Origin of the sequence: Prochlorococcus marinus str. SB (genome assembly GCF_000760115.1) — a bacterium.
GTDB classification, from domain to species: domain Bacteria; phylum Cyanobacteriota; class Cyanobacteriia; order PCC-6307; family Cyanobiaceae; genus Prochlorococcus_A; species Prochlorococcus_A marinus_D.
This window is the reverse complement of record NZ_JNAS01000001.1, coordinates 273,682-295,209: the sequence shown is the minus strand read 5'-3', so window position 1 is coordinate 295,209 and position 21,528 is coordinate 273,682. Positions and strand designations below refer to the sequence as shown.

30 protein-coding genes and 1 tRNA gene are annotated in these 21,528 nt (G+C 29.0%); 10 read left to right on the top strand and 21 right to left on the bottom strand.

From position 1 onward, the window contains the following. The first annotated feature begins 15 nt into the window (after window positions 1-15). Window positions 16-1,182, top strand: a complete 1,167-nt coding sequence (locus EV02_RS06905; RefSeq protein WP_032518981.1) for an NAD(P)-binding protein — start codon at window positions 16-18, stop codon at window positions 1,180-1,182. Here the strand turns inward: EV02_RS06905 and EV02_RS06910 are convergent. After that, window positions 1,171-1,767 (bottom strand): uridine kinase family protein, encoded by a 597-nt coding sequence (locus EV02_RS06910; RefSeq protein ID WP_032518979.1) that lies wholly within the window; start codon window positions 1,765-1,767, stop codon window positions 1,171-1,173. The two genes, EV02_RS06905 and EV02_RS06910, sit on opposite strands and share 12 nt — an antisense overlap. A 268-nt stretch (window positions 1,768-2,035) precedes the next feature. Here EV02_RS06910 and EV02_RS06915 point away from each other — a divergent pair, with 268 nt between their 5' ends. Beyond that, on the top strand, window positions 2,036-2,380 hold the full coding sequence (locus tag EV02_RS06915; RefSeq protein WP_032518978.1) for a helix-hairpin-helix domain-containing protein: 345 nt from the start codon (window positions 2,036-2,038) through the stop codon (window positions 2,378-2,380). 77 nt (window positions 2,381-2,457) lie between these two features. Here the strand turns inward: EV02_RS06915 and rpsU are convergent, their stop codons facing one another. The 7 genes from rpsU to EV02_RS06950 all read right to left on the bottom strand — a co-directional run bounded on the left by rpsU (window position 2,458) and on the right by EV02_RS06950 (window position 5,025). Then, window positions 2,458-2,634 (bottom strand): 30S ribosomal protein S21, encoded by a 177-nt coding sequence (gene rpsU, locus EV02_RS06920; RefSeq protein ID WP_002806486.1) that lies wholly within the window; start codon window positions 2,632-2,634, stop codon window positions 2,458-2,460. Between the two features lie 85 nt (window positions 2,635-2,719). Continuing rightward, window positions 2,720-3,178, bottom strand: a complete 459-nt coding sequence (locus tag EV02_RS06925) for a nucleoside 2-deoxyribosyltransferase (protein ID WP_032518976.1) — start codon at window positions 3,176-3,178, stop codon at window positions 2,720-2,722. Continuing rightward, the gene (locus EV02_RS06930) at window positions 3,175-3,570 is read right to left on the bottom strand and encodes a phosphoribosyltransferase (RefSeq protein ID WP_052043479.1); all 396 of its coding nucleotides are present in this window, start codon (window positions 3,568-3,570) and stop codon (window positions 3,175-3,177) included. The genes EV02_RS06925 and EV02_RS06930 overlap by 4 nt, the downstream gene beginning before the upstream one ends. A 1-nt stretch (window position 3,571) precedes the next feature. Then, window positions 3,572-3,757: a hypothetical protein gene (locus EV02_RS06935; RefSeq protein ID WP_032518975.1), complete on the bottom strand. Its 186-nt coding sequence runs from the start codon at window positions 3,755-3,757 to the stop codon at window positions 3,572-3,574. A gap of 75 nt (window positions 3,758-3,832) precedes the next feature. After that, entirely contained in the window at window positions 3,833-4,336 is a 504-nt protein-coding gene (locus EV02_RS06940; RefSeq protein ID WP_032518974.1) for a hypothetical protein, read from the bottom strand. Window positions 4,337-4,558: 222 nt separating this feature from the next. Then, the gene (locus EV02_RS06945; protein ID WP_032518973.1) at window positions 4,559-4,783 is read right to left on the bottom strand and encodes a hypothetical protein; all 225 of its coding nucleotides are present in this window, start codon (window positions 4,781-4,783) and stop codon (window positions 4,559-4,561) included. Window positions 4,784-4,818: 35 nt separating this feature from the next. Next, window positions 4,819-5,025 carry a hypothetical protein gene (locus tag EV02_RS06950; protein WP_241433696.1) on the bottom strand — a complete coding sequence of 69 codons (207 nt, stop codon included), beginning with the start codon at window positions 5,023-5,025 and terminating at the stop codon, window positions 4,819-4,821. A 179-nt stretch (window positions 5,026-5,204) separates the two neighbouring features. Between EV02_RS06950 and EV02_RS06955 the strand changes: the two genes are divergently transcribed. After that, window positions 5,205-5,606 (top strand): hypothetical protein, encoded by a 402-nt coding sequence (locus tag EV02_RS06955; RefSeq protein ID WP_032518971.1) that lies wholly within the window; start codon window positions 5,205-5,207, stop codon window positions 5,604-5,606. Window positions 5,607-5,615: 9 nt separating this feature from the next. After that, entirely contained in the window at window positions 5,616-5,810 is a 195-nt protein-coding gene (locus tag EV02_RS06960) for a hypothetical protein (RefSeq protein WP_032518970.1), read from the top strand. 88 nt (window positions 5,811-5,898) lie between these two features. On the opposite strand, the gene EV02_RS0108585 is transcribed toward EV02_RS06960, so the two are convergent. Next, window positions 5,899-6,240, bottom strand: coding sequence for an HNH endonuclease (locus EV02_RS0108585; RefSeq protein WP_032518968.1), 342 nt, complete (start codon window positions 6,238-6,240; stop codon window positions 5,899-5,901). Between the two features lie 141 nt (window positions 6,241-6,381). On the opposite strand from EV02_RS0108585, the gene EV02_RS06965 reads away from it, so the two are divergent. Next, a complete protein-coding gene (locus tag EV02_RS06965) occupies window positions 6,382-7,194 on the top strand; it encodes a sulfite exporter TauE/SafE family protein (RefSeq protein WP_032518966.1) in 813 nt (270 codons plus the stop codon). Between the two features lie 449 nt (window positions 7,195-7,643). Then, window positions 7,644-7,871 (top strand): hypothetical protein, encoded by a 228-nt coding sequence (locus EV02_RS06970; RefSeq protein WP_032518965.1) that lies wholly within the window; start codon window positions 7,644-7,646, stop codon window positions 7,869-7,871. A 269-nt stretch (window positions 7,872-8,140) separates the two neighbouring features. Here EV02_RS06970 and EV02_RS06980 read toward each other — a convergent pair whose 3' ends face one another. The 10 genes from EV02_RS06980 to EV02_RS07015 form a co-directional block, all read right to left on the bottom strand. After that, window positions 8,141-8,935, bottom strand: coding sequence for an ABC transporter permease (locus EV02_RS06980; protein ID WP_032518963.1), 795 nt, complete (start codon window positions 8,933-8,935; stop codon window positions 8,141-8,143). Further along, window positions 8,932-9,726: an ABC transporter permease gene (locus tag EV02_RS06985; protein WP_032518961.1), complete on the bottom strand. Its 795-nt coding sequence runs from the start codon at window positions 9,724-9,726 to the stop codon at window positions 8,932-8,934. Before EV02_RS06985 ends, EV02_RS06980 begins: the two co-directional genes overlap by 4 nt. Further along, on the bottom strand, window positions 9,716-10,711 hold the full coding sequence (locus EV02_RS06990) for an ABC transporter ATP-binding protein (RefSeq protein WP_032518960.1): 996 nt from the start codon (window positions 10,709-10,711) through the stop codon (window positions 9,716-9,718). Before EV02_RS06990 ends, EV02_RS06985 begins: the two co-directional genes overlap by 11 nt. 77 nt (window positions 10,712-10,788) lie before the next feature. Beyond that, window positions 10,789-11,178: a cytochrome b6-f complex subunit PetP gene (gene petP / locus EV02_RS06995; protein ID WP_032518959.1), complete on the bottom strand. Its 390-nt coding sequence runs from the start codon at window positions 11,176-11,178 to the stop codon at window positions 10,789-10,791. A 70-nt stretch (window positions 11,179-11,248) separates the two neighbouring features. Then, a complete protein-coding gene (locus tag EV02_RS09425) occupies window positions 11,249-11,395 on the bottom strand; it encodes a hypothetical protein (RefSeq protein ID WP_193742605.1) in 147 nt (48 codons plus the stop codon). 363 nt (window positions 11,396-11,758) lie between these two features. After that, a tRNA-Met gene (locus EV02_RS0108580) sits at window positions 11,759-11,835 on the bottom strand. 44 nt (window positions 11,836-11,879) lie between these two features. Then, window positions 11,880-12,845: an asparaginase gene (locus EV02_RS07000; protein WP_032518958.1), complete on the bottom strand. Its 966-nt coding sequence runs from the start codon at window positions 12,843-12,845 to the stop codon at window positions 11,880-11,882. Continuing rightward, window positions 12,846-13,340 (bottom strand): CGLD27 family protein, encoded by a 495-nt coding sequence (locus EV02_RS07005; protein ID WP_032518957.1) that lies wholly within the window; start codon window positions 13,338-13,340, stop codon window positions 12,846-12,848. It lies immediately after the preceding gene. Window positions 13,341-13,349: 9 nt separating this feature from the next. Then, window positions 13,350-13,694: a ribosome silencing factor gene (rsfS, locus tag EV02_RS07010; protein WP_032519185.1), complete on the bottom strand. Its 345-nt coding sequence runs from the start codon at window positions 13,692-13,694 to the stop codon at window positions 13,350-13,352. Continuing rightward, window positions 13,684-14,322 carry a DUF3318 domain-containing protein gene (locus tag EV02_RS07015; protein ID WP_032518956.1) on the bottom strand — a complete coding sequence of 213 codons (639 nt, stop codon included), beginning with the start codon at window positions 14,320-14,322 and terminating at the stop codon, window positions 13,684-13,686. The genes rsfS and EV02_RS07015 overlap by 11 nt, the downstream gene beginning before the upstream one ends. A 107-nt stretch (window positions 14,323-14,429) precedes the next feature. On the opposite strand from EV02_RS07015, the gene carB reads away from it, so the two are divergent. After that, window positions 14,430-17,726, top strand: a complete 3,297-nt coding sequence (gene carB / locus EV02_RS07020) for a carbamoyl-phosphate synthase large subunit (protein WP_032518955.1) — start codon at window positions 14,430-14,432, stop codon at window positions 17,724-17,726. Between the two features lie 4 nt (window positions 17,727-17,730). Here the strand turns inward: carB and EV02_RS07025 are convergent, their stop codons facing one another. Beyond that, the gene (locus EV02_RS07025; RefSeq protein WP_032519184.1) at window positions 17,731-17,949 is read right to left on the bottom strand and encodes a DUF6447 family protein; all 219 of its coding nucleotides are present in this window, start codon (window positions 17,947-17,949) and stop codon (window positions 17,731-17,733) included. Between the two features lie 31 nt (window positions 17,950-17,980). Then, window positions 17,981-19,627 (bottom strand): ABC transporter ATP-binding protein, encoded by a 1,647-nt coding sequence (locus EV02_RS07030; protein ID WP_052043478.1) that lies wholly within the window; start codon window positions 19,625-19,627, stop codon window positions 17,981-17,983. 117 nt (window positions 19,628-19,744) lie between these two features. On the opposite strand from EV02_RS07030, the gene EV02_RS07035 reads away from it, so the two are divergent. From EV02_RS07035 to folP, 3 genes are read left to right on the top strand one after another with little or no spacing between them, the layout of a single operon-like run. Continuing rightward, on the top strand, window positions 19,745-19,921 hold the full coding sequence (locus tag EV02_RS07035) for an RNA-binding S4 domain-containing protein (RefSeq protein WP_032518953.1): 177 nt from the start codon (window positions 19,745-19,747) through the stop codon (window positions 19,919-19,921). A 52-nt stretch (window positions 19,922-19,973) separates the two neighbouring features. Further along, a complete protein-coding gene (tpiA, locus tag EV02_RS07040) occupies window positions 19,974-20,699 on the top strand; it encodes a triose-phosphate isomerase (protein ID WP_032518952.1) in 726 nt (241 codons plus the stop codon). After that, complete coding sequence (gene folP / locus EV02_RS07045; protein WP_032518951.1) at window positions 20,683-21,528, top strand: dihydropteroate synthase; 846 nt, start codon at window positions 20,683-20,685, stop codon at window positions 21,526-21,528. Before tpiA ends, folP begins: the two co-directional genes overlap by 17 nt.

Sequence of the window (21,528 nt, the reverse complement as noted above, 5' to 3'; positions counted from 1 at the left end):
GTCAATATCATACCTATGAAAAGTGATGTTACATATGACTTATTAATAATAGGTGGAGGTATATCTGCTTGTGTTTTCGCTTCGAAGTATCTGAAAAATAATATTACAAAAAAAGTTGGATTAATTGAAATTGGTCGTGGACTTGGAGGGAGATCCAGTACAAGAATAAGCAAAAAATATGAAGGATGGAAACTAAATCATGGTTCTCCAAATTTTAATATATCTAACAGTAAAAATAATCTTCTATTAAAAAGGTATATTGATGAATTATTGGAAAATAAATATATAAAAATTGACGACTCAGAAATATTTTTTTTAAATGAAGATTCTAAATTAGAAACCATAAAAAAATCTGAATTTTCTTGCGGGGTTAATTATTTATCTTTAGATTCCATGAGTGATTTATCGAAAAAGATAATTGAGTCAAATAATTTTAAAGAGGAAATTGATTTTTTCTTTGAAACCTTAATAGTAGATATGAAGTTTAATGATAAGGAATGGTTACTAACATCTAAAAATGGCGTCAAATTCAAGTCTAAATATCTAATTTGTTCAACTAATTTGTTGTTACATAAGAGGTCTTTAAAAATATTAAACGTAAATCAAATTCCATTAAGAAAAGCAATTCCTATTAATAGTGATAAAAAAATAGATTTACTATTAAATTTCTTAGAAGAACAAACATTTATTCCCAGGTTAACTTTTCTAATTTATACAAATAAAAAATATAGTTATAAAGATTATTATTCTAAAAAACAAAGGTATTTTTATTTAAAAAATAATTTAGAAAAAAAATATAGATTTGAAAGAATTATTTTTCAGCTGCAAGATAATAATAAATTAGGAATTGTAGTACATTCAAAAAATGCAGAGTTAATTAATTCTTATATTAGTGCAAAAGATGAAGAAGTTTTTAAACAAAAAATAATTAAAAATTTCAATAAATTGTTTGAAAAGAATTCCTTAGTAAATAAATTAACTTTTGATGAAAAAATATCTATTATGAAATGGAGAGCTTCACAGCCTTCTGGCCTTGCCGTACCATTATCTTTACAACTTAGTAGAAAATATAAAATTGGATTTTGCGGAGACTGGTTTGAAGGAGATGGATTTGGCAGAATTGAAGGTTCAATTTTAAGTGCTTTAATATTAGAAAAAAAAATTAAAGACTTAATTAAATAATTTTTTCAGAATGTTATCTATGTCAGTGTTTTTTTCAATAATGAATTTATTTGTATTATTTTTTATGCTATCAGGTTTGAATTTTTCATAATAAATACTCCATGATTTTAAGAAGTCATTCTCAGCTTGTTTTTTATCCTTCCCCCTTTCTTTTATATCTCTTTGTAAAACTCTTTTCATACACTCATTTTTTTTAGTTTTTATTTCTAAAAAAATATAATCCTTAATATTTAAAGTGTTTGATAATTCTTTAGCAAATATACCCTCAACAATTAAAAAACTAATATTATTTGTTTCGTTTAAGATATTTTTAATTGTTTTCTTTTCGAAATTATAATAACGATCACAGATTGAAATTCCATTCTTATAAATAAAATCAAAATCTTTTTTGAATAGTTCGTTATTAAAACTAATACTTCTATCAAAAAAACCTTCTATAAATTTAGGTAGTAATTTACTTAATAACCCTGTCTTATAGTAATTGTCGGTACTTAACACGAAACCATTTTTATTTTTTTTTATTATTTTATTTGATAAAGTTGTTTTCCCGCTTCCAGAAGGTCCACTTATAAAAATAAGCTTCATTTTTATGATTTGTTCTTTAATAAGATTTTAACTTTACTATTTATAAATACCTTTAAATTTTGAATATACATTTTAACTTTTTTAGTTTTTAAAATAATTTAGAATTCCTTGCAATGGCTCGTAAGCTTGCATAAATATTAAATGTGTGTCTTTATATAATTGTAAATAAATTATTTCTATACAGTTATTGTTATCTTGTTATTAATTCCTATAGAATTTAATAGAAAATAATAAACTGAATAGCTAATTTTATTACTTATATATTTCAATGATTTCTAAATTTCTCAGCAAACTAAAATCAATTTTATTTAAAAGTGAAGTAATTTCTGAAACTCCTTTAAAGAAAGAAAAAAAAGTAGCAAAGTCAGCAAAGTCTGCAAAAGCAAAAACAAAAACAAAAACAAAATCAAAAACAAAAACCAAAGCAGTAAATTCTAAGAAAAATATTGAAACTTTGACTACACTTCCAGGTGTTGGAGCAAAAAGCGCAAAAGCTTTGTATGAGGCTGGATTTAAAACAACAAAGGCAGTTATCGCTGCAGATGAAAAAGATCTTCTTGCTGTGTCAGGAGTTGGAATAAATTTTGTTAAGAAGCTTAAAAAGCTTAAGTAGTTAAAATTTTATTTTAAACCTTTCTAAGAAAATTTTAATATCAACTCATATTAAAAAAATTTATGAGCTGTAGCAGACTATCTTCTTCTTGCTTTTCTTCTCTGTTGCAACTTTCTTTTATATTTTTCAATAGGAGTTTCGTGATGTCTAAGTCTTTTTAAATCTGCAAAGATTCCCGACTTAGATACTTGTCTTTTAAATCTTCTGAGGGCTGACTCAATCCCCTCGTTCTCTCCAACTGTAACTTGTGTCAAAATTTTCTAAATAAAACTTATTCTAGCACCTGAACAGATACATTTAAACTATAAACTTCTAAGCGAGGGTTAATTGTTTATTTGGCTAATTTTTTGCCCACTCCATAAATCTTTTTTTATTACTTTTTATGTCTTGTAATGATTCAAAATAATATTTTTCCCAATTATCTTTAGGCAGGCCAAGAAATAACATTAGATTTAATGGATATTGATCGCTATCAGAACAATTTCTAAAATCATCCCTGAATAGAAAGATTTCCTTTTTTAGAGCAATTGCGATACCCAATTCAATCATTACACCTTCATCTGGAGGATTTCCATTAACAATCGCAAAAATACAATCACATTCTTTTAAATCATTGAAATTACTTTTTGCAACTTCATATGCCCATTGACTGTTTTGTTGTGTTAATAGTTTTGCTCTCTCAAAAGGTTCAAATACTTCTATATTTAAATCATTGAAGATTTCAATAAATTCATCTAAAAGTGTTTTAGTTTGTTTTGAAAATCCATATGGATTTGCCAAATATAATTTCTTACTCAACTCAAACCTCTTTTTCTGATGTAATCTTCGCAGTCACTTTTTGCAGTTAAAGTATTTTCCCAAGGGAAAACTATCCATTGGCTTTTTTTAGATATAAATACTGTATTCCACCATGTAGGTTTGATTTTACTAAATAATACAAAAAACATTGCTCCTTCAATATCCTTGAAGTTCGTTAATGTAAGACCGGTTTCATAAACATCATCTACTATTAGTGAATTTTTTAGTGGTTCTGAAATTAATTTAATTTTTAATTTATGGCTTAGTGCTACAGCAAGACATAAGCCACCACGAGGAACTCCATATATTCCAGAAAAGTCCTTAAACCTGCATTTATTAGCTATTTGTTCTACGCTCTCATCAAATTCTCTCCAAGTAAAATAACTTATCATCTTAATTATCTTTGTTTACTGTTTTAGCAGCGTAATTTGAAGCAATTACACTTAAAAGTGCTAACACTTGCTCATTTGGACAATTAGTATTTTTTTTTAAATTTTCACATTCATTTATTATCTTTGCGTATGTATCCTCAACTATCCCGTTCATTTGATCGATACTAAAAGAATATGGTTTATTCATTTTTAAATTATTAATTTTTTTTATTTTTACTTAAATATCCAACGAAGTAAATATTTTTAGTATTTAATGATATTATTATTCCCACATTGGCTCATTTAATTTTTCTTTTTTAAGTGAAGAAGGAACATAAGTATGTAAAGTTTCAATTTTTATTGCCCATTTTTTAGAGTTTCCCTTTAAACTTTCGCTTTCAATTAGGTTTGTTAACGGAATCCTTTTTCTAACTTTAAGAAGTCCTAGACAAGCTTCCCAAGCCTCTTGATTTTTATAAATATCTAACCAAAAATCAAAAATATTTTCCAAGATTTCTAAAGGGAGATCAAATGAAATTCCCATTGAAGGACTTCCAATTAAATAATTTTTGTTTTTGAGTTCATTTAATAAATTATTCAAGTTTAAATTAATAGCTAAAAGAATATCTTTTGCTGATTCATTACCTATTAATTCTTTTCTATGGCAATCTAAAAGATTTTCATCCTCAAGAATATTTTCATCGCAATTTTTTATTCCCACTATCCAAAAACCTTCTCCATTATTTACTCCACTAGCAAGAAATAGATATTGAGGTGAATTCTCCAAGACTTCTAATCATTTTTCCCATTTTTAACATTTTTTGCATGATATGAAAATTATTTTGTAGTGCAATTAACAATATATACTCCTCGCAAAAAAAATTAGTTGTTAAAATGGAATTTTAGAAAATGTTTGATTTAAAAGAGTTAAAACTTATGTTTTTGGACCCTACCGATTTGATCATTAATAATATAAATAACTACCTTTGTAGTAATAAAACAATAAAATCTATTTTTTCTTAGGAAATAATTTTCCTATTTTCTCCTTTTGCAAGTACTCCTTTTTAGTTCTTATTTTTTTATCTTCTAGTGATTCTTTATTAGTACTTACTGCATAAATAATATAGAAAATCATACCAGTAAATATTAATCCTAAAAAAATAATTAATATTCCTAATGGTTCACTGGGGCTAAAAATTTTAAGATCTAAAGCTGTATTTAGGTAAATTATCATCAATTAAGTAATTCCTTAAAGAAATTTATGGAAATCTAATTGATTTCTTCGTATCCAAAAAATGTAGTATTGTCACCGTTTTTATACCCATTAGCTGCTTCCTGTGGGTTCTGACTATCAATTTTTCTTGCTTTAGCATGAATCATGTTAAATGGGAAAATAACAGCTCCTACGAAAAAATGAAGGATTAAAAAGTCTGAAGGTAGCCCATTTGTCCAGTCAGGAAAAAATAGCAATGTCATCAATGATTCGTACATATAAGTAGTCGGATAAATCTCTGACTATTATTGCTGAACTTATCGCAATACTTTGAATTTTTAATAAATTGAAATTTAATTTGCTTTTAATAATTATCAGATTTAATTGAAAAGACAATTTTAAAATACTATTATATTACCTATAAACAATTGATTAATAGCTGTTGTTAAAATTATTTTTTGTCTTACTTTTATTTATAATTTTCCAACTAAAACCTACAATGGGTTTAGCTTTTGAAACGTCCGATCCTAGTGTTATTTTGCTACAAAATAGGATCTCTAATAATTTCTCTAAGAAATATTGCAATGCTATCCAAAATGGTCTTTCTAAAGATGAAGCAATGAAATCAGCTATTGTAAAAACTGAAAACATTATATCTTTCTCTTACAATCCTCAGAAAAAATGGATTGAGAAGAGTGACTTGGCAAATCAAATTTCATCACAAGTAGTAAATGATTGCGGTCGGTCAATTGGATTGATTGGAAATGAGGGGATTAAATATTTTAAATCATATTTTCTAGAAATTTACGAAAAAACTACTCCTGACAAAAATTTTTCAAGATAGATTAGGTTAATGAATAATATTTCAGACAAATTAGTAATGACAATCATATTGATTACTATTCTTTTTGTATTTGGATTGATTTTTTCAGTAAAGTCTCCGGAGAGAAAGGTTATAGATTCACCAATAATGTGGAAAGATGATTTTTCTAATATCTCGATTATTGAAAGCAATAATATAAATTTAGAAACAATAAGAATAATTTAATAAAAACATTGCTTTCTAAAATAAAGGATCCTATTCAAGGGTATACAAAAATATTTTTTAGAATCTCAATCAATTTATCACTCATTGTTTAATTTAAGTAGTTCAAAAGAACTGACGCTAGTTTTAAATCATTATTAAACCATGCTCGTATCGCCATAGCTCTTCGAGGATCATAAAAATTTTGTTTTCTGTACCAACTAAGAACTTCCGAATCTGATTTCTTCCCATTACATGACAAACAACATGGTACACAATTACTTGTAATGCTAATCCCCCCTTTTGACATTGGGTGAAGGTGGTCGAGTGATTGTGAGGGTTTACCGCAATAAACACATTTATAATTAGTAACTTTATTAAGTGAATCTCTCCAATTTTTATTACTTATCTTGGGACAAAACTGATCAAGGTAAATTGCATCTTGTCTATGCATAAAAATTCTTGATAATTTTTCTGATAATAACAGTTTTTTTTAAAGTATGATTGAAAAAGATAAGTTAAGACTTCTTAAAGCAAATTCCTCTTATGAAAAGAATAATTTTCACTTATTAATACAAAAGGCAATTTATAGTAAATGCTTTATTTATTAACAATATTATTAGGAAATTTTGATCATTCTTTATTTAAAAGTACTTATATCTTTTTGATATCGTTTTTTTCTAATACGTTCTCAGCGATTTCTGGAGGAGGAGCAGGATTATTACAATTGCCAGCATTGATTTTATCTGGAGTTCCTTATTATCAGGCTCTGGCTAGTCATAAATTAGCAACAGTAGCACTAGGAATAGGAGGTTCCTTAAGAAATTACAAATCTTTAGGTAATGATATAAGTGTTGCTTGGCAAATTTTAATTTTTGGTTTACCAGGAGTAATTTTTGGGGCTTCTGTAGTTGAATATATATCAGAAAAGTACTTGTACTTAATTTTAGGAATAATATCCATATTATTAGCTTTTTACTCATTCCTTAAACCAGATTTAGGTATGTCATCTGGTAGTAAAAAGCTTAATTTTGTTCATAAAATTAGATTTTTAATTTTTATTTTTCTTATAGGTATATTAAATGGTTCTATTTCTTCAGGAACTGGATTGCTCGTAACAATACTTTTAATAAAAACTTTTGAAATGGATTTTCTTAGAGCTATAAGTATGACATTCTTTACTGTTGGGATTTTTTGGAATTTTATTGGAGCAGTTTCTTTGGCAAGAATAGGATCGGTTCCATTTAATTTATTGATAGTTTTAATAATTGGTTCCTTTACAGGAGGATATTTCGGAGCTCACCTATCAAAATTAAATGGGAATACTCTAATTAAGAAAACTTTTATAACAGTTTGTATTTTGGTTGGTATTAGCTTATTGTTTAAATCCATAAAAAGCTTTTTATAAAATTATTGGAGGATAGCAGTACATTTTGGTAAAAATTCTAAAGCATGATTATAAATTAAAAAATAAATAAATTATTATCTTTATTCATTATTAAAGGGATTAATTACTTGTTTTATTAAATAAAACTTTTAAATATGCCTTATTTTAAAAACCATAAAAAAAGGCCTCACATATGTGGGGCCGGGTGATGGGGAATCTTATTTTTAAACCAATTTCTTAAAAAATGCAACCCCCTATCTGTAGTGCAATTATTGTTAACTTACTACACTACAGATAGTGCTTTAATGATTTTCATGTATGTGAATTAATAAATTCTGAAATAATTTTGAAACTTTAAAGTTTATCAATGAAAATCTAATTTCATAATTTCAAATGTTTTTGGTAATTTTACTTGTTAAAAATGTCCTGCACAGTATCATTCGTAAGAACTTCGCTAGTAAAAAGTTTTAATGATTGAATTAACTCTACTAACTCTTTTGAATTATGTTGGGGATAATTTCTGTGAGTATAGAAATCTAGGCCATGATAACTATAAATCTTTACTTCTTTCCTACAGTGATGCAAGTAATAAATTTGGTCCATTAGAGGTTAAAAAGGTTATTGAGAAGTCAAAAAATTTTAAAGTAACGGCTGTTGCTATTGCTGCAATTAAGTGCCCTCAGCATATAGTTAAGTAATGAAGTTTGAATTAAAAACTGAAAAAGAAAATTATTCAAAATCATTTTTACAATTTTTCGGAATATTTTTTTTTCTTACTTTAATAATTATCCTTGGTGATATAGCACTCAAATTCGGCATCATATCTAGAACTCATAAAATTGAATACAACTGCAGGCTTTTATCTGTGGAAAAATCTAAACCTCATTTTAAAAAATTATCTAGGCTTTCTAATTTGAAAAGTAAACAACAAATTTGGAAATTTTGTAGCGAGGTTAATAAATAATACTTAACTAGAGGCTGATGAATAGAATTTTAATGCAAATAACCAGAACTTTCTTGAATTAATAAGAAATATTGTCGCCACAATAATTTCAAGCAATATTTTCCAAAATACAGAAAGTCCTAGAAAAACTTCAGAAGGAATTGTAGTTAAAAAAGCAATAGGAATAAAAACACTAAAAAATATTCTTAAAGAAAATGAAAATGAACTTAGAGGAAATCTTCCAATATAAAGGAATGATCTTAATACTTCTATTGCATTCCAAGTCTTAACAAACCAAATAGTAGTAGTAGAGATAAAAAACCATAAGCTATATAAAATACAAATCGAGCAACTTATAGTAATCAAGGATAGGGTCAGAAAACTTAAATTTAAATTAATTTGATTTATTCTCATGCAGAAGAACAACAATAAAAATCCAAGCATTATTTCTAAAAATCCAGATGGATTTATTTTTTTTAATGAAATAAAAAATTGACTATCAATAGGTTTTAAAAGTACGAAGTCTAATGTTCCTTCTCTTATATGTTTAACTATTTCTGTAAGATTAGGATTGAACCATGTATTTGTTATCCCATTCAAAATTGTATAAATAGCTTGGATTATTAGTGCCTGTTCAAATTTCCAACCTCCAATATATCCACTATTTTGAAAGAAAATAGATAATAGAAAAATACTCCCTACTAAACTTAAAATTGCAGTAATTAAATCAACTAATATGTTTGTCTTATACTCCAATTCAGAAGCTAAAGAAGTATGTAAGAATTTTTTATAAACTTTTAGATATTTTCTTAAATTCATGACCCCATTGCTGTATATTTTTTTGTTCCTTCAGACCAGATTTTCTTAAATAATGGGAAAAGTATAAAAATCCATAGAATTTGCATAATTAACCCTCCAAGAATATTTGTTTCATTACCTGAAAGTATGTTTGCAGGGAAATCAATTAGATATGGAAAAGGAGTTAAATAAATCCAAGATTTAACATATGCGGGAAATGAAACTACTGGTGCTAGAAGACCTGAGAGAAATAAAGTTGGAATAAATAACAATCTTTCTATCGATGACGCTTTCTCTGTCCAGAAACATAGACATGCAACTATTGACTGAATTAAAAATTGAATCAAGAAGGATAAGAAAGTAGATACTATCGATAAAAGTAAAATACCTAAATTTGGTATCCATATACTTTCTGGATTAAAAATAAAAAAGAAAAATGCGATTATTATTGCGAAAGGAAATCTTGTTATTTGTTCTGCAAGATGTTGTGCAAAATATCTGAAAAATGGATTTAAAGGTTGAATTAAATACGGAGATACCTTCCCCATAAGAGAATCTTCTTCAAAACTAAATACAACCCAAACTACAGAAAACTGTCTTACAAAAAAAGCACATAAGAAATACCTAGAAAGCAATGTATCACTAATGTTTATGGATTCATTTAGATTATTATTTGTCCAAATGTTTAACATGAAAAAAGGAATAATCCCTGAAATTGCCCACAATGCAATTTCTACCCTATACTCCAACATGTTTGAATATTGAACTTTTAATAAAGTGAATATTTTACGGTTAATTAAATTAGAAAACATAATCTTTTTTGATTAAAACCTTCCCAATAACTTCATCAATGGGTGGTTCATTTATAAAAAGGTCTTCAATATCAAAATTATTTAGGATAGTTTTTAGTGAAGAGGTAATAGTATTGTTTTCAATTTTTATAGTTATTTCATTCTTTATTTTATTTTTAACATTAAAACCGAAATTTTCTAATCTAATTGCATCCTCTTCTGATCGACAAACTATTAATATTTCTTTAACAGGAGAAAGTTTTTTTAATAACATGTCAAGTTTCCCATCATATGATATCGCCCCTTCGTGCACACATATAACTCTCTTGCATAGCGATGTAATATCTTTCATGTAATGACTTGTTAGGCATATCGTTGCATTAGTTTCCTTATTATATTTTTGAAGGAATTTTCTTAAATTTCTCTGTGCATTAATATCTAATCCAAGTGTCGGCTCGTCTAAAAATAGAATATTTGGTTCATGTATCAAAGCTGCTAGTAATTCTGATTTCATACGTTGCCCTAGTGAAAGTTTTCTAACAGGTATGAAAAGCTCTTCATCAATTTCAAGCATTTCCGATAGTTTTTTTATTCTCTTTTTAGCTTCGAACTTATCTAAGTCATATATTGATGCATTCAAATAGAATGATTCAATTGGAGGAAGATCCCATATAAGCTGTTGCTTTTGTCCCATTATTAAGGTGATATTCTTTAGGAAATTTTCTTTTCTCCTGAAAGGTAAATAGCCTGAAACCAAAATCGAACCTTCACTTGGATAAATTAAGCCACAAAGCATTTTTAATATTGTTGTTTTCCCAGCTCCATTAGCACCTAGAAAACCTACTATTTCTCCTTCTTTAATTTCAAAACTTATATCTTTTATAACTTTTAAACTTTTTGTTTGTCTTCTAAAAAAATGTTTAATTGTTCCTTTAAAGCCTGGTTCTTTGGAAGAGATATCAAATGACTTAGATAAATTTTTTACATCGATAATATTTTTTACCATTTAAATTTTTAATTACTGAAATTTAATTTTTAAATAATTTGTTATATTAATTTTATTTTAGAAAATTTTTTAACAAATCAAAAAATATCTTTAAACGATACAAGCAGCCAGATAAAAAAGTTAATTGGATTAAGTAACTCTCTTACGTTATTTTTATTTTCATAATTTAATCCTTTTAAAAAATCAAGTATAAAATTACTATCGTCTTGTTTATCATAATTTTTCTTTATTACATTACCATTTTCGTCGAGAAGATCAATTTCATCCTCAAAAAACCATTTCTCTTGTCCATTAGATAATTGCAAGACAACTCCTATACCTTTGCCATCAGTTATTCTGAAATCACTTACCTTTCCTAATGAAGAAACATTTATTGCATCAATAGTTTCTTTGTTAAGTCTATCCTTAGATAGTTCTAAGTTAACTTGAACAGAATTACCTATTTTAACCTTATCTAAAATTGACATTTTTAGGTTATTATACCTATTGATAAAGGATTTATGCGATGAATTCAGGATTATTGATTTATTTCAATAATTAAGATTTTTTGAAAACAGCTTCAAGGATTCTCTTTATTGAAATTGTTAATACTCTCAAAAATACAAAAAACAGACCTAACCAACCTAATATGACAGCTATTGATAACATACTGGAACCTAAATCACGCTGAAGCAAATTCTGCATATATTTTTCTGAATTAGATAAATTTTACTCTACTTTATTAAACAACTTATTAAAGATGCAAATGTTCAAAATTCAGATTTATTAAAAAAAAAATCTTTTTTATTGAGGTATTTAATAGATATGATTTGTGAGTTAAAATTCACTTAGAAATTAATTTAATATTTTGGACCTATCTTTGAATTCATACATTGGAATACTTTTTATTGTTACTGGATTATTAGTTAGAGTTGACTTGAAATTTTCTATTCAAAAAGATTTCAAATAATTTTTAATAAACTCTTTTTAGTTAAGACTTTATAATTTTTAGTTTTATAATTGCTGTACTTCGAATACTAAAAAAGCAGCAGTAAAGCTGCTTCTATTTGGTGGCGGGGGGGAGATTTGAACTTCCGACCTTCGGGTTATGAGCCCGACGAGCTACCAGACTGCTCTACCCCGCGACATATACATAGCATACATCTGAATGAGTTATTTTTCCTGTTTTTTAGGATTCTTGGAATTTTACTTTACCTTTAACTTCAAGTCGCACTCCTTCAGGAAAATTAAAAACTTTTTCTTCGATGTCTTGAATTCTTAATTCAGATATCCACTCTAACTGTTTTAGTAAGTGAAGACTAACAGCATGCTTTGCTCTTTTTGATCCGTCTTCTACTTTTAAAGCTAAACCTATCCCTTCATTTACTTTACATAGACATTGTATTCCCTCGGCTCCACCTTTACCTATAACGTTCCCATGAGAAGCTTTAATTATTTCTGTATCAAATTTATTGTTATCACTTATCATTATTGGATTTATTGTCATAGCTCTACTGATTTGTTCTAATTCAGCATTTTCGGAGCTGCTCAGAAGTGAATATAACCTCGACATTTCTAATAGTTTTAAAAAAAGAGTGGGTGCACCACAATCATCACGTTCTGCGTTTATTTCAGATGGCGGGATTTCAAGTAATTCAGAAACAATTCTGAATATTTCTATTTGAAGAGGATGATCCCCTTTTAGGTAACTATCTAATGGCCAATTCATTTTTTTGCATGTAGCTAAAAAAGCAGCATGTTTACCCGAACAATTATGTTCTAATGGACTTGTCTTGGATTTTGGACATTTAAGATTATTAATGTCAATGTCATATTCCCATAAAATTTTGAAGGCTTCTCTTGAATGAAGTTTTGATCCACTATGTGAACCGCATGCCAACGCAATTGATTTTGATTCATTATTGATTTTTGATGCAGCTCCACTACTAACAAATGGTATTGCTTGAAATGGTTTTAGTGCTGATCTTATGAAACTTTTATATTCTGGGTTACCTGCGCACATTAAAACCCTCCCTTTTTTATCAGTAATAACAGCATGAATTTTATGGATCGACTCAATATTTGATCCTCTAATTAAGGTTGCTTGTAAGGGAGGATTGTTAGAGGTGTAGAGGTTTTTGAAATTAGAACTCATTTAGAAATTGTTATATTGAAAAATCAGAATGCCAGATAAAGCTAAGACTGAAATAATAGAAAAAATTTGAATTAAATTTGTTAAAATAGGTTTTACCTCAATTGAAGCAATAAGTGATTCTTTTTCTTTCAAAACTAATGGTTTTTCCCAAACTTGACCGTCATACCAACCAGATTCCTCATATTCAACTTTTTCAGAAATTAATCTATTAAATATATGCTTCCAACCTAGATATAACCTTATTGAAATTAAAAGAGGTATTGATAAGCTGCTAAAAAAACTTAATAGAATATATTTGAAAAGGGACGTTTTGAAATATACACTTCCTGAAGAAATAACAAGAAATAGAACAAAAGCACCTACCCAGAACTTTATCAATGTAAGAATTAGTGACTTTTTTGTTTTTGGCCAAGAAAAAATTTTAGATTTTGATAATTCTATGAATTCATTTGTGGGTTGCTGTTCTCTAGGGACAGGACATTTAGATTGATTCATAAAATAAAATTATGGAAATAAAAGATTATCTCCATTACTCCAGAATGATTCAAGGTCATAATATTTTCTTATTTCTGGTTGAAAAATATTTACTATTAAATCACCATAATCGAGTAAAGCCCATTTTGCTTCGTTAATTCCTTCTTTTCGTATAGGTTCAACTTTAGCCTTTTCTCTTAGCTCTCCCTCTACAGAGTTAGTTATAGATCTAACCTGTACATCAGATAATCCTTCTGCAATCAAAATCCATTCACTTATATATGATACTTTGTCAATTTTTATAAGTTTTATATCTCTTGCTTTTTTTTCATCACATGCTTTGGCTGCTATTAAAACCAAACTTTTATTGTCCATAAACATTTTCACTTGAAACTGATTTATCAGAGCCTTCTTGCTGAGATAATTCTGATCTTGCTTTTTCTGCACTTTTTCTTAAGGCATCTAATCTATCTTCAAAGAAACTTCTTTTTTTCTTTTTTCGTGTTTTATCTATTAACTCCTTTAATGCTCCTCCAAGACTTTTATAAGCATTTGGAATGCTGTATCCAAATCTACAAGCAAGATCTATGGCTCTTTCATCTGCATAAATAGCATCTTGAAGCTTTTTTTCAGAATTATTTTTTAAATATAATCGATATCCTGCAAAACTTGATAAACCAAGAGCAAGTAATAAAAGTAACCCATCTTGTACCCACAACTCTCCTATCGCCCCTCCAAGTCCTATGGCTAGAGCTGCCATTTCCCATCCATCTCTTGGAATTGTATCATTTTGGATTTTCCCAACCTCGTGCCAAAATAATAAATTTCTATGGTCAATAGCAAAGTTATCCCATTCATCCAAATCTATTTGAATTTCTACTTCGTCACGACCGATTTCCTCAAGTGTTATTAAAGGTGGATCTATAGCCGCAGCAGCTTCAACAAATACCCAACTTTCATTCTCTGGAGGCAACAAACTTTTAAGTCGCTGAAGTTCGCTCATAAAAAATTAATTTCTTTCAATACTATAGAAACAAATGTTGCTTTTCAAGTAACTTGATTAACATCTGATGATTTATAAGTAGCATGAGATAAATGAATGTTTAAATTATGCCTCAAAGAGGTGATCTAAAAAAAATTCTTATTTTAGGTTCGGGACCGATTGTTATAGGGCAAGCATGCGAATTTGATTACTCTGGTACTCAAGCTTGCAAAGCATTAAGAAATGCTGGTTATGAAATTGTCTTGATAAATTCAAACCCAGCATCAATAATGACCGATCCTGATATCGCAAGCAAAACATATATTGAACCATTGACTCCTGAAATAGTTTCTCAGATCATTTTAAGAGAAAAACCTGATGCCATTCTTCCCACTATGGGAGGTCAAACCGCTTTGAATCTTGCGGTTAAATTATCAGAGTCAGATTTTTTAAAACAAAATAATATTGAATTAATTGGAGCTGATTTAAGAGCGATTAATAAAGCTGAAGATAGGAAATTATTTAAAGAATCGATGGAGAAAATTAATGTGAATGTTTGTCCATCTGGTATTGCATCTAATCTAGATGAAGCTATTGAGGTATCAAAAAAAATTAGTTCCTATCCACTTATAATAAGACCTGCGTTTACTTTAGGTGGAGTAGGGGGTGGAATTGCTTTTAACCTTGAAGAATTTGTCGAGTTGTGTAAATCAGGTTTAGAAGAAAGTCCAAGTAATCAAATATTAATTGAAAAATCACTCATTGGATGGAAGGAGTTTGAACTGGAGGTAATGAGAGATACTGCTGACAATGTGGTAATTGTTTGCAGTATTGAAAATTTAGACCCAATGGGAGTCCACACTGGAGATTCGATTACTGTAGCTCCTGCACAGACCTTAACAGATAAGGAGTATCAGAGGTTGCGGGATTTGTCATTGAAGATTATTAGAGAGGTGGGAGTTGAAACAGGAGGGAGTAATATTCAATTTGCAATAAATCCATCTAATGGAGAAGTAATTGTTATAGAAATGAATCCTCGTGTAAGTAGATCCTCTGCTTTAGCAAGTAAGGCAACTGGATTCCCCATAGCTAAGATTGCAGCTTTATTATCTGTTGGCTATACACTTGATGAGATTATTAATGACATTACAAAAAAAACACCTGCATGTTTTGAGCCATCAATTGATTATGTAGTTACTAAGATCCCAAGATTTGCTTTTGAAAAGTTTAAAGGATCATCTAATACATTAAGCACTGCTATGAAATCTGTTGGTGAGTCAATGGCAATAGGTCGTTCTTTTGAAGAATCATTTCAGAAAGCATTAAGGTCATTAGAAGTAGGTATTTGTGGATGGGAATGTGATTCACAAGATGAATTTAAGGATGAGAGTCAAATTAAAAATAGTTTAAGAAACCCTACATCTGAAAGAATTCTCCTAATTAAAAAAGCTATGAAACTTGGGAAGACTAATAATTATATTCAAGAAGTTACAAATATAGATTTATGGTTTATCGAAAAATTACGTAATATCTTTAATTTTGAAAATGATTTTTTGAAAGATAAGCAACTTTATACACTAGATAGAGATTTGATGTTACATGCTAAACAATTAGGCTTTTCAGATCAACAGATAGCGAAGTTAACTAATTCTGAGTTTTTTGAAGTAAGAAGATATAGAAAAACACTTAATATAATTCCAATTTATAAAACTGTTGATACTTGCTCAGCAGAATTCTCATCCTCAACTCCCTATCATTATTCAACTTACGAAGAATCTTTCATTAATTTAAATTCTCAAATTTTTGATAGCGAGATTTCAGAAAATAGTAAATCAAAAAAAATTATGATTTTAGGAGGAGGTCCAAACAGAATAGGTCAGGGAATAGAATTTGATTATTGTTGTTGCCATGCATCATATCAAGCTTCTACAAATGGCTACAAAACAATAATGGTTAATAGTAATCCTGAAACTGTATCAACAGATTATGATACTAGCGATATTTTATATTTTGAGCCTGTAACTTTAGAGGATGTGCTTAACATAATAGAAGCTGAAAATCCTTATGGGTTGATTGTTCAATTTGGAGGTCAAACTCCATTGAAATTATCATTACCTTTATTTGAATGGCTTAAATCTAATGATGGGATAAGAACTGGATCAAAAATTCTTGGGACTTCTCCAATATCTATCGATTTAGCAGAAGATAGAGAGGAATTTACAAAAATTCTTGAAGAATTAAGTATTAGACAACCTTTAAACGGTGTTGCACGTAATCAAAATGAAGCAGAAATAGTAGCAAAAAATATAGGATTCCCCTTGGTTGTAAGACCTTCTTATGTTTTGGGTGGAAGGGCAATGGAAATTGTTAAAGATGAGAATGAATTATCGAGATACATTTCTGAAGCAGTTATGGTATCACCTGATCATCCAATCCTTCTTGATCAATATTTGAATAATGCAATTGAGATCGATGTTGATGCTTTATGTGATTCAAAGGGATCGGTTGTAATTGCAGGCCTAATGGAACATGTGGAACCTGCAGGAATTCATTCAGGGGATTCAGCTTGTTGCTTACCATCAATTTCTCTTTCAATATCTACAATAGAAAATGTAAGGAACTGGACTAAATTAATTGCACAAAGACTAAATGTTGTTGGTTTAATTAATTTGCAATTTGCAGTAATAAATACAAATAATAGAGAAAATAAATTGTTTATTCTCGAAGCAAATCCAAGAGCATCCAGAACAGTTCCATTTGTTTCAAAAGCCATTGGCAAACCAATTGCAAAATTAGCTACTCAGTTAATGCAAGGTTTTACATTAGAAGATCTTAATTTCACAGAAGAATTTTCTCCAAAATTTCAGGCAGTAAAAGAGGCCGTTTTACCTTTTAAAAGATTTCCTGGGTCTGATACATTACTTGGTCCTGAAATGAGATCTACTGGAGAAGTGATGGGTTTAGCTAAAGATTTTGGAATTGCTTATGCCAAGTCGGAATTGGCAGCAGGTAATGGTGTTCCTTCAGAAGGAGTTGCTTTTTTATCTACAAATGATTTAGATAAAAAAAATCTTGAGGAAGTTGCTAGAGAACTGTTGAATTTAGGATTTAAATTAATCGCAACAAAAGGTACAGCTTCATATTTGGTTAATTTAGGAATTCATGTTGAAGAAGTGCTAAAAGTTCATGAAGGAAGACCAAATATTGAGGACCTAATTCGTTCAGGACTTGTTCAATTAATAATTAATACTCCAATAGGCCCACAGGCTCTTCATGATGATGCTTATTTAAGACGTGCTGCTTTAGAATATAATATTCCAACTTTTACAACTATTCCTGGAGCAAAGGCAGCCATTAAGGCGATCAAAGCTTTGCAATGCAATAAAATTAATACCTACTCTCTACAGGAAATCCATAATTGTTAATATTTTATTCTAAGTTTTTTAGTTTTTCTCTCAATTGATTTACTAAGAAGTTTCGACTAATTGAAAGTAATTTGAGAGTATCTTGATGCATCTTGAGTTGTGTCTCCGCGATTTGTAGTACTTTTATAGATTCTTTTATTTCATTAGAAAGTTCATTTATTAAATATTTTTTCCCTTCAAAGGTTAAAACTGGATTTGAAGAGTCATTTGTGTTTTCGCTCATGAATTTACTTTTTTTAATAAGTAAAATAGTATTATAATTTTTTAATAAATTGTTTTTCACATAATTCTTTATAAATTCCAGATTTATTTATTAAATCTATGTGTTCGCCAACCTCAATAATTTCACCTTTATCGAAAACAACTATTTTATTAGCCTCTTGAGTGGTGGCTAATCTATGAGCAATTACAATAACTGTTCTATCTTTCATAGCTCTATTAAGTCCTTTTTGTACTTCAGATTCTGATTCTGCATCCAATGCACTTGTGGCCTCATCTAAAAGAAGGATTGAGGGATTCCCGAGTATTGCTCTTGCAATTGCTATCCGCTGGATTTGACCACCTGAAAAATTTGATCCTCTTTCAGTTATTTCAGTTTCATATTTCTCAGGAAGCTTTTGAATGAAGTTGTGAGCGTTTGCTTTTTTTGCTGATTCAATAACTTCTTCTTTAGTGAAATTTCTGCCCATTCTTATTACATCAATAATTGTTCCTGAAAACAAAAAAGGCTGTTGTTGTACTAATGCAATCTTTTTTCTAATATCTTTTGTATTTAATATTTTGAGATTTTTATCATCTATAAAGATGTCTCCATTATTTGGAGTTATAAACTTTAATATCAAAGCCAACATTGTACTTTTACCAGCTCCAGAAGCTCCAACAAATGCTGTGACTTCCCCTCTTTTTATTTCTAAATTGATATTTTTAAGTACTTGATTATCTTTTTTGTAAGCGAAATTTACTTTCTTGAAACTTATTTTGCCTACAAAATTGGATACCCTTAGTAAATTTTCTTTATCATCTTCTACAGGTTCTTGATTTATGTTTTTCAACCTTTTTATTGAGGCTTCTGCCTGTTTATAGTCATTAAAATTTGTACTTACATGGCTTATTGGATCGATAAGCATTAATATTGCAGCAAAAAAACTACTAAATTCTTCGCTTGTTAGAAGGCCTAGATTGATTCTTGCGGCTCCTAAACCTAATATTGCTAATATTCCAAATGCTTCAACAAATCCTACAACTGGATGTTGAAATGCAAGTAGTTTTAATGTTTTATATTTTGCTTTTTTATTTGTACTTAATCTTTTATAAAATCTTTTCTCAATCCAATTTTCTGCAGCAAATGCTCTTATCGTAGACATTCCATTTATAGATTCACCTATTAAACCTGCTAAATTACTTGTTGATTCTTGACTTTTTTCGGATGCTATTAAAACTCTTCTTCCAAAACTGTTAACTGAGAGAATAATCAATGGTGCTAAAACGAATGTTGATACTGTTAGTGACCAGTCTAAATAAAACATGTAGATTATTACCGCTAACAACTGTAAAGTGCAGGGAATAGTATCTTGAGCTGTTTTATAAATAACTTCGCTTACCCTGTCGGCATCTTCTGTAAGTCTATATGTGATGTCCCCGGCTGAAATATTTTCAAAAGAATTCATCTTTATTTTTTGAATTCTGCTAAATAAATTTCCTCTCATCACTTCACTAATTTCTAATGATGGTTTTGCTATGAATACATCCTGTCCAAATTGAGCAGTTTTCTGAACTAAAAATACGAATAAAGACTTAAATATAATACTAGAAACTTTTGAAAGATCACCTGATCCAATTGCAGGGATTAGGTTTCCAGCTAAATAAGCTAATAAAGGCCAACAAGCTACGTAAATGAGCATGCATACAAAACCCTTGATAAACCTATTTGAATATGGTCTGACTGGTGGTATTAGTCTCAAGATATTATATATTTGATTGTTTATCCTACTTTATCAATATCTTTGTGTATAAAAACAATGAAATTGGATCAATTCTTAAAATGGAAAAATTTGGTATCCTCTGGTGGAGAAGCAAAGATTTTTATTAAATCTGGTTCTGTTAGGGTTAATGGTGTAATAGAAACTAGGAGAGGAAGAAAATTAAATAAGGGAGATAAAGTAATATTTCTAAAAAATGAATTAATTTTTGAATAGTTACCTTATTCAACTCACTTTGTATTAATATGTTTTTCTTGGAGATAGTATTTTGAGAAAATCTGTAATTGCTGGTAATTGGAAAATGCACATGACTTGTGCTGAAGCTAAATCCTATTTAGAAGAGTTTATTCCTTTAATTAAAAACATTAAAGAAGATCGTAAAGTTGTTATTGCGCCACCTTTTACAGCTATTTCAACCTTTTCAGATCATTCTGATTTTGATTATTTAGATATTTCTAGTCAAAATATTCATTGGGAAGATCAAGGGGCATTTACTGCAGAAATATCTCCAAAAATGCTTCTTGAACATGGTGTCTCATATGCAATCGTTGGACATAGTGAACCAAGGAAATATTTTAGTGAAAGTGATGAACAAATTAATAAAAGAGCAGTTTTTGCTCAATCTAGTGGACTTACTCCAATAGTTTGTGTAGGAGAAACATTAGAACAAAGAGAGAGAGGAGAAGCTGTTAGAGTTATTACTAGACAGGTTGAACAAGGATTAGAAAATACAGATCCATCTAATTTAATTGTTGCCTATGAACCAATATGGGCTATTGGCACCGGTAAAACATGTGAGGCAGAAGACGCTAATAAGATATGTTCTTTGATTCGGAAATTAATAGGTTTTGATGATGTAATTATTCAATATGGTGGATCTGTTAAACCTAATAATATTGACGAAATCATGTCAATGAGTGATATAGATGGGGTGTTAGTTGGAGGGGCTTCATTAGATCCGAATAGTTTTGCGAGAATTGCAAATTATCAATAACAAAAATCCATGGCCAAAAGGGTGGGGCCAAAAAACTTCAATTATGGGAGTTATTAATTTAACTCCTGATTCATTTAGTGATGGTGGAGAATTAAACTCCTCAAAAAAAGTTATAGATCAAGTAGACCATTTCTTGAGTAATGGTGTTGATGTTATTGATCTTGGGGCTCAAAGTACGAGACCTGGGGCTGAAGAAGTTGGATCTAGTAAAGAAATAAAAAGATTGATCCCATATCTAAAATTAATAAAATCTGAATTTCCAGATGTTTTAATTTCTATTGATACTTTTAATTCTGAAGTGGCTTACGAAGCTCTTTTAAATGGTGCTAACTGGATAAATGATGTCACGGGAGGAAGAAGAGATATAAAAATTTTGGATGTTGTATCAAAATTCAACTGTCCATACGTCATAACTCATAGTCGTGGTAATAGTCAAAATATGAATCAACTCTCTAGTTACCATAATGTATTAAGTGATGTTAAGTGCTCGCTTGATAATTTAATAAAAAACGCTTTAGAAAAAAATATATCTGAAAGAAATATAATAGTGGATCCTGGTATTGGTTTTTCAAAGGATATCATTCATAATTTGGAAATCTTGAGAAACTTAGATCTATTTAAAAAATGGAATTTGCCAATTTTGATAGGTGCATCAAGGAAGAGATTTATAGGTGAAATTTTGAATGAGAAAAATCCTAAAGAAAGAGATATAGGAACACTTGCAATAAGTTGTCTTTGTTCTCAATTTAATATTGACATTGTGAGGGTACACAACGTCAAACTAAATTATCAAGTCCTGAAAGTAGCTGATAAGATTTACAGAAAATAA

Bases quoted from the DNA above. Each gene is read 5' to 3' on its own strand.
- EV02_RS0108585 (WP_032518968.1), bottom strand. From the start codon at position 6,240: ATGCATAGACAAGATGCAATTTACCTTGATCAGTTTTGTCCCAAGATA.
- EV02_RS06980 (WP_032518963.1), bottom strand. From the start codon at position 8,935: ATGAATTTAAGAAAATATCTAAAAGTTTATAAAAAATTCTTACATACT.
- EV02_RS06935 (WP_032518975.1), bottom strand. From the start codon at position 3,757: ATGAATAAACCATATTCTTTTAGTATCGATCAAATGAACGGGATAGTT.
- EV02_RS06930 (WP_052043479.1), bottom strand. From the start codon at position 3,570: ATGATAAGTTATTTTACTTGGAGAGAATTTGATGAGAGCGTAGAACAA.
- EV02_RS06910 (WP_032518979.1), bottom strand. From the start codon at position 1,767: ATGAAGCTTATTTTTATAAGTGGACCTTCTGGAAGCGGGAAAACAACT.
- petP (WP_032518959.1), bottom strand. From the start codon at position 11,178: ATGTCAATTTTAGATAAGGTTAAAATAGGTAATTCTGTTCAAGTTAAC.
- EV02_RS06985 (WP_032518961.1), bottom strand. From the start codon at position 9,726: ATGTTTTCTAATTTAATTAACCGTAAAATATTCACTTTATTAAAAGTT.
- EV02_RS06990 (WP_032518960.1), bottom strand. From the start codon at position 10,711: ATGGTAAAAAATATTATCGATGTAAAAAATTTATCTAAGTCATTTGAT.
- EV02_RS07015 (WP_032518956.1), bottom strand. From the start codon at position 14,322: ATGAGCGAACTTCAGCGACTTAAAAGTTTGTTGCCTCCAGAGAATGAA.
- EV02_RS06965 (WP_032518966.1), top strand. From the start codon at position 6,382: ATGCTTTATTTATTAACAATATTATTAGGAAATTTTGATCATTCTTTA.
- EV02_RS07030 (WP_052043478.1), bottom strand. From the start codon at position 19,627: ATGCTCATTTACGTAGCTTGTTGGCCTTTATTAGCTTATTTAGCTGGA.
- carB (WP_032518955.1), top strand. From the start codon at position 14,430: ATGCCTCAAAGAGGTGATCTAAAAAAAATTCTTATTTTAGGTTCGGGA.
- EV02_RS06970 (WP_032518965.1), top strand. From the start codon at position 7,644: ATGATTGAATTAACTCTACTAACTCTTTTGAATTATGTTGGGGATAAT.
- EV02_RS07005 (WP_032518957.1), bottom strand. From the start codon at position 13,340: ATGAATCAATCTAAATGTCCTGTCCCTAGAGAACAGCAACCCACAAAT.
- rsfS (WP_032519185.1), bottom strand. From the start codon at position 13,694: ATGGACAATAAAAGTTTGGTTTTAATAGCAGCCAAAGCATGTGATGAA.
- EV02_RS07035 (WP_032518953.1), top strand. From the start codon at position 19,745: ATGAAATTGGATCAATTCTTAAAATGGAAAAATTTGGTATCCTCTGGT.
- EV02_RS06945 (WP_032518973.1), bottom strand. From the start codon at position 4,783: ATGATAATTTACCTAAATACAGCTTTAGATCTTAAAATTTTTAGCCCC.
- EV02_RS09425 (WP_193742605.1), bottom strand. From the start codon at position 11,395: ATGCAGAATTTGCTTCAGCGTGATTTAGGTTCCAGTATGTTATCAATA.
- EV02_RS06950 (WP_241433696.1), bottom strand. From the start codon at position 5,025: ATGACATTGCTATTTTTTCCTGACTGGACAAATGGGCTACCTTCAGAC.
- EV02_RS06960 (WP_032518970.1), top strand. From the start codon at position 5,616: ATGAATAATATTTCAGACAAATTAGTAATGACAATCATATTGATTACT.
- EV02_RS06905 (WP_032518981.1), top strand. From the start codon at position 16: ATGAAAAGTGATGTTACATATGACTTATTAATAATAGGTGGAGGTATA.
- EV02_RS07025 (WP_032519184.1), bottom strand. From the start codon at position 17,949: ATGAGCGAAAACACAAATGACTCTTCAAATCCAGTTTTAACCTTTGAA.
- EV02_RS07000 (WP_032518958.1), bottom strand. From the start codon at position 12,845: ATGAGTTCTAATTTCAAAAACCTCTACACCTCTAACAATCCTCCCTTA.
- EV02_RS06915 (WP_032518978.1), top strand. From the start codon at position 2,036: ATGATTTCTAAATTTCTCAGCAAACTAAAATCAATTTTATTTAAAAGT.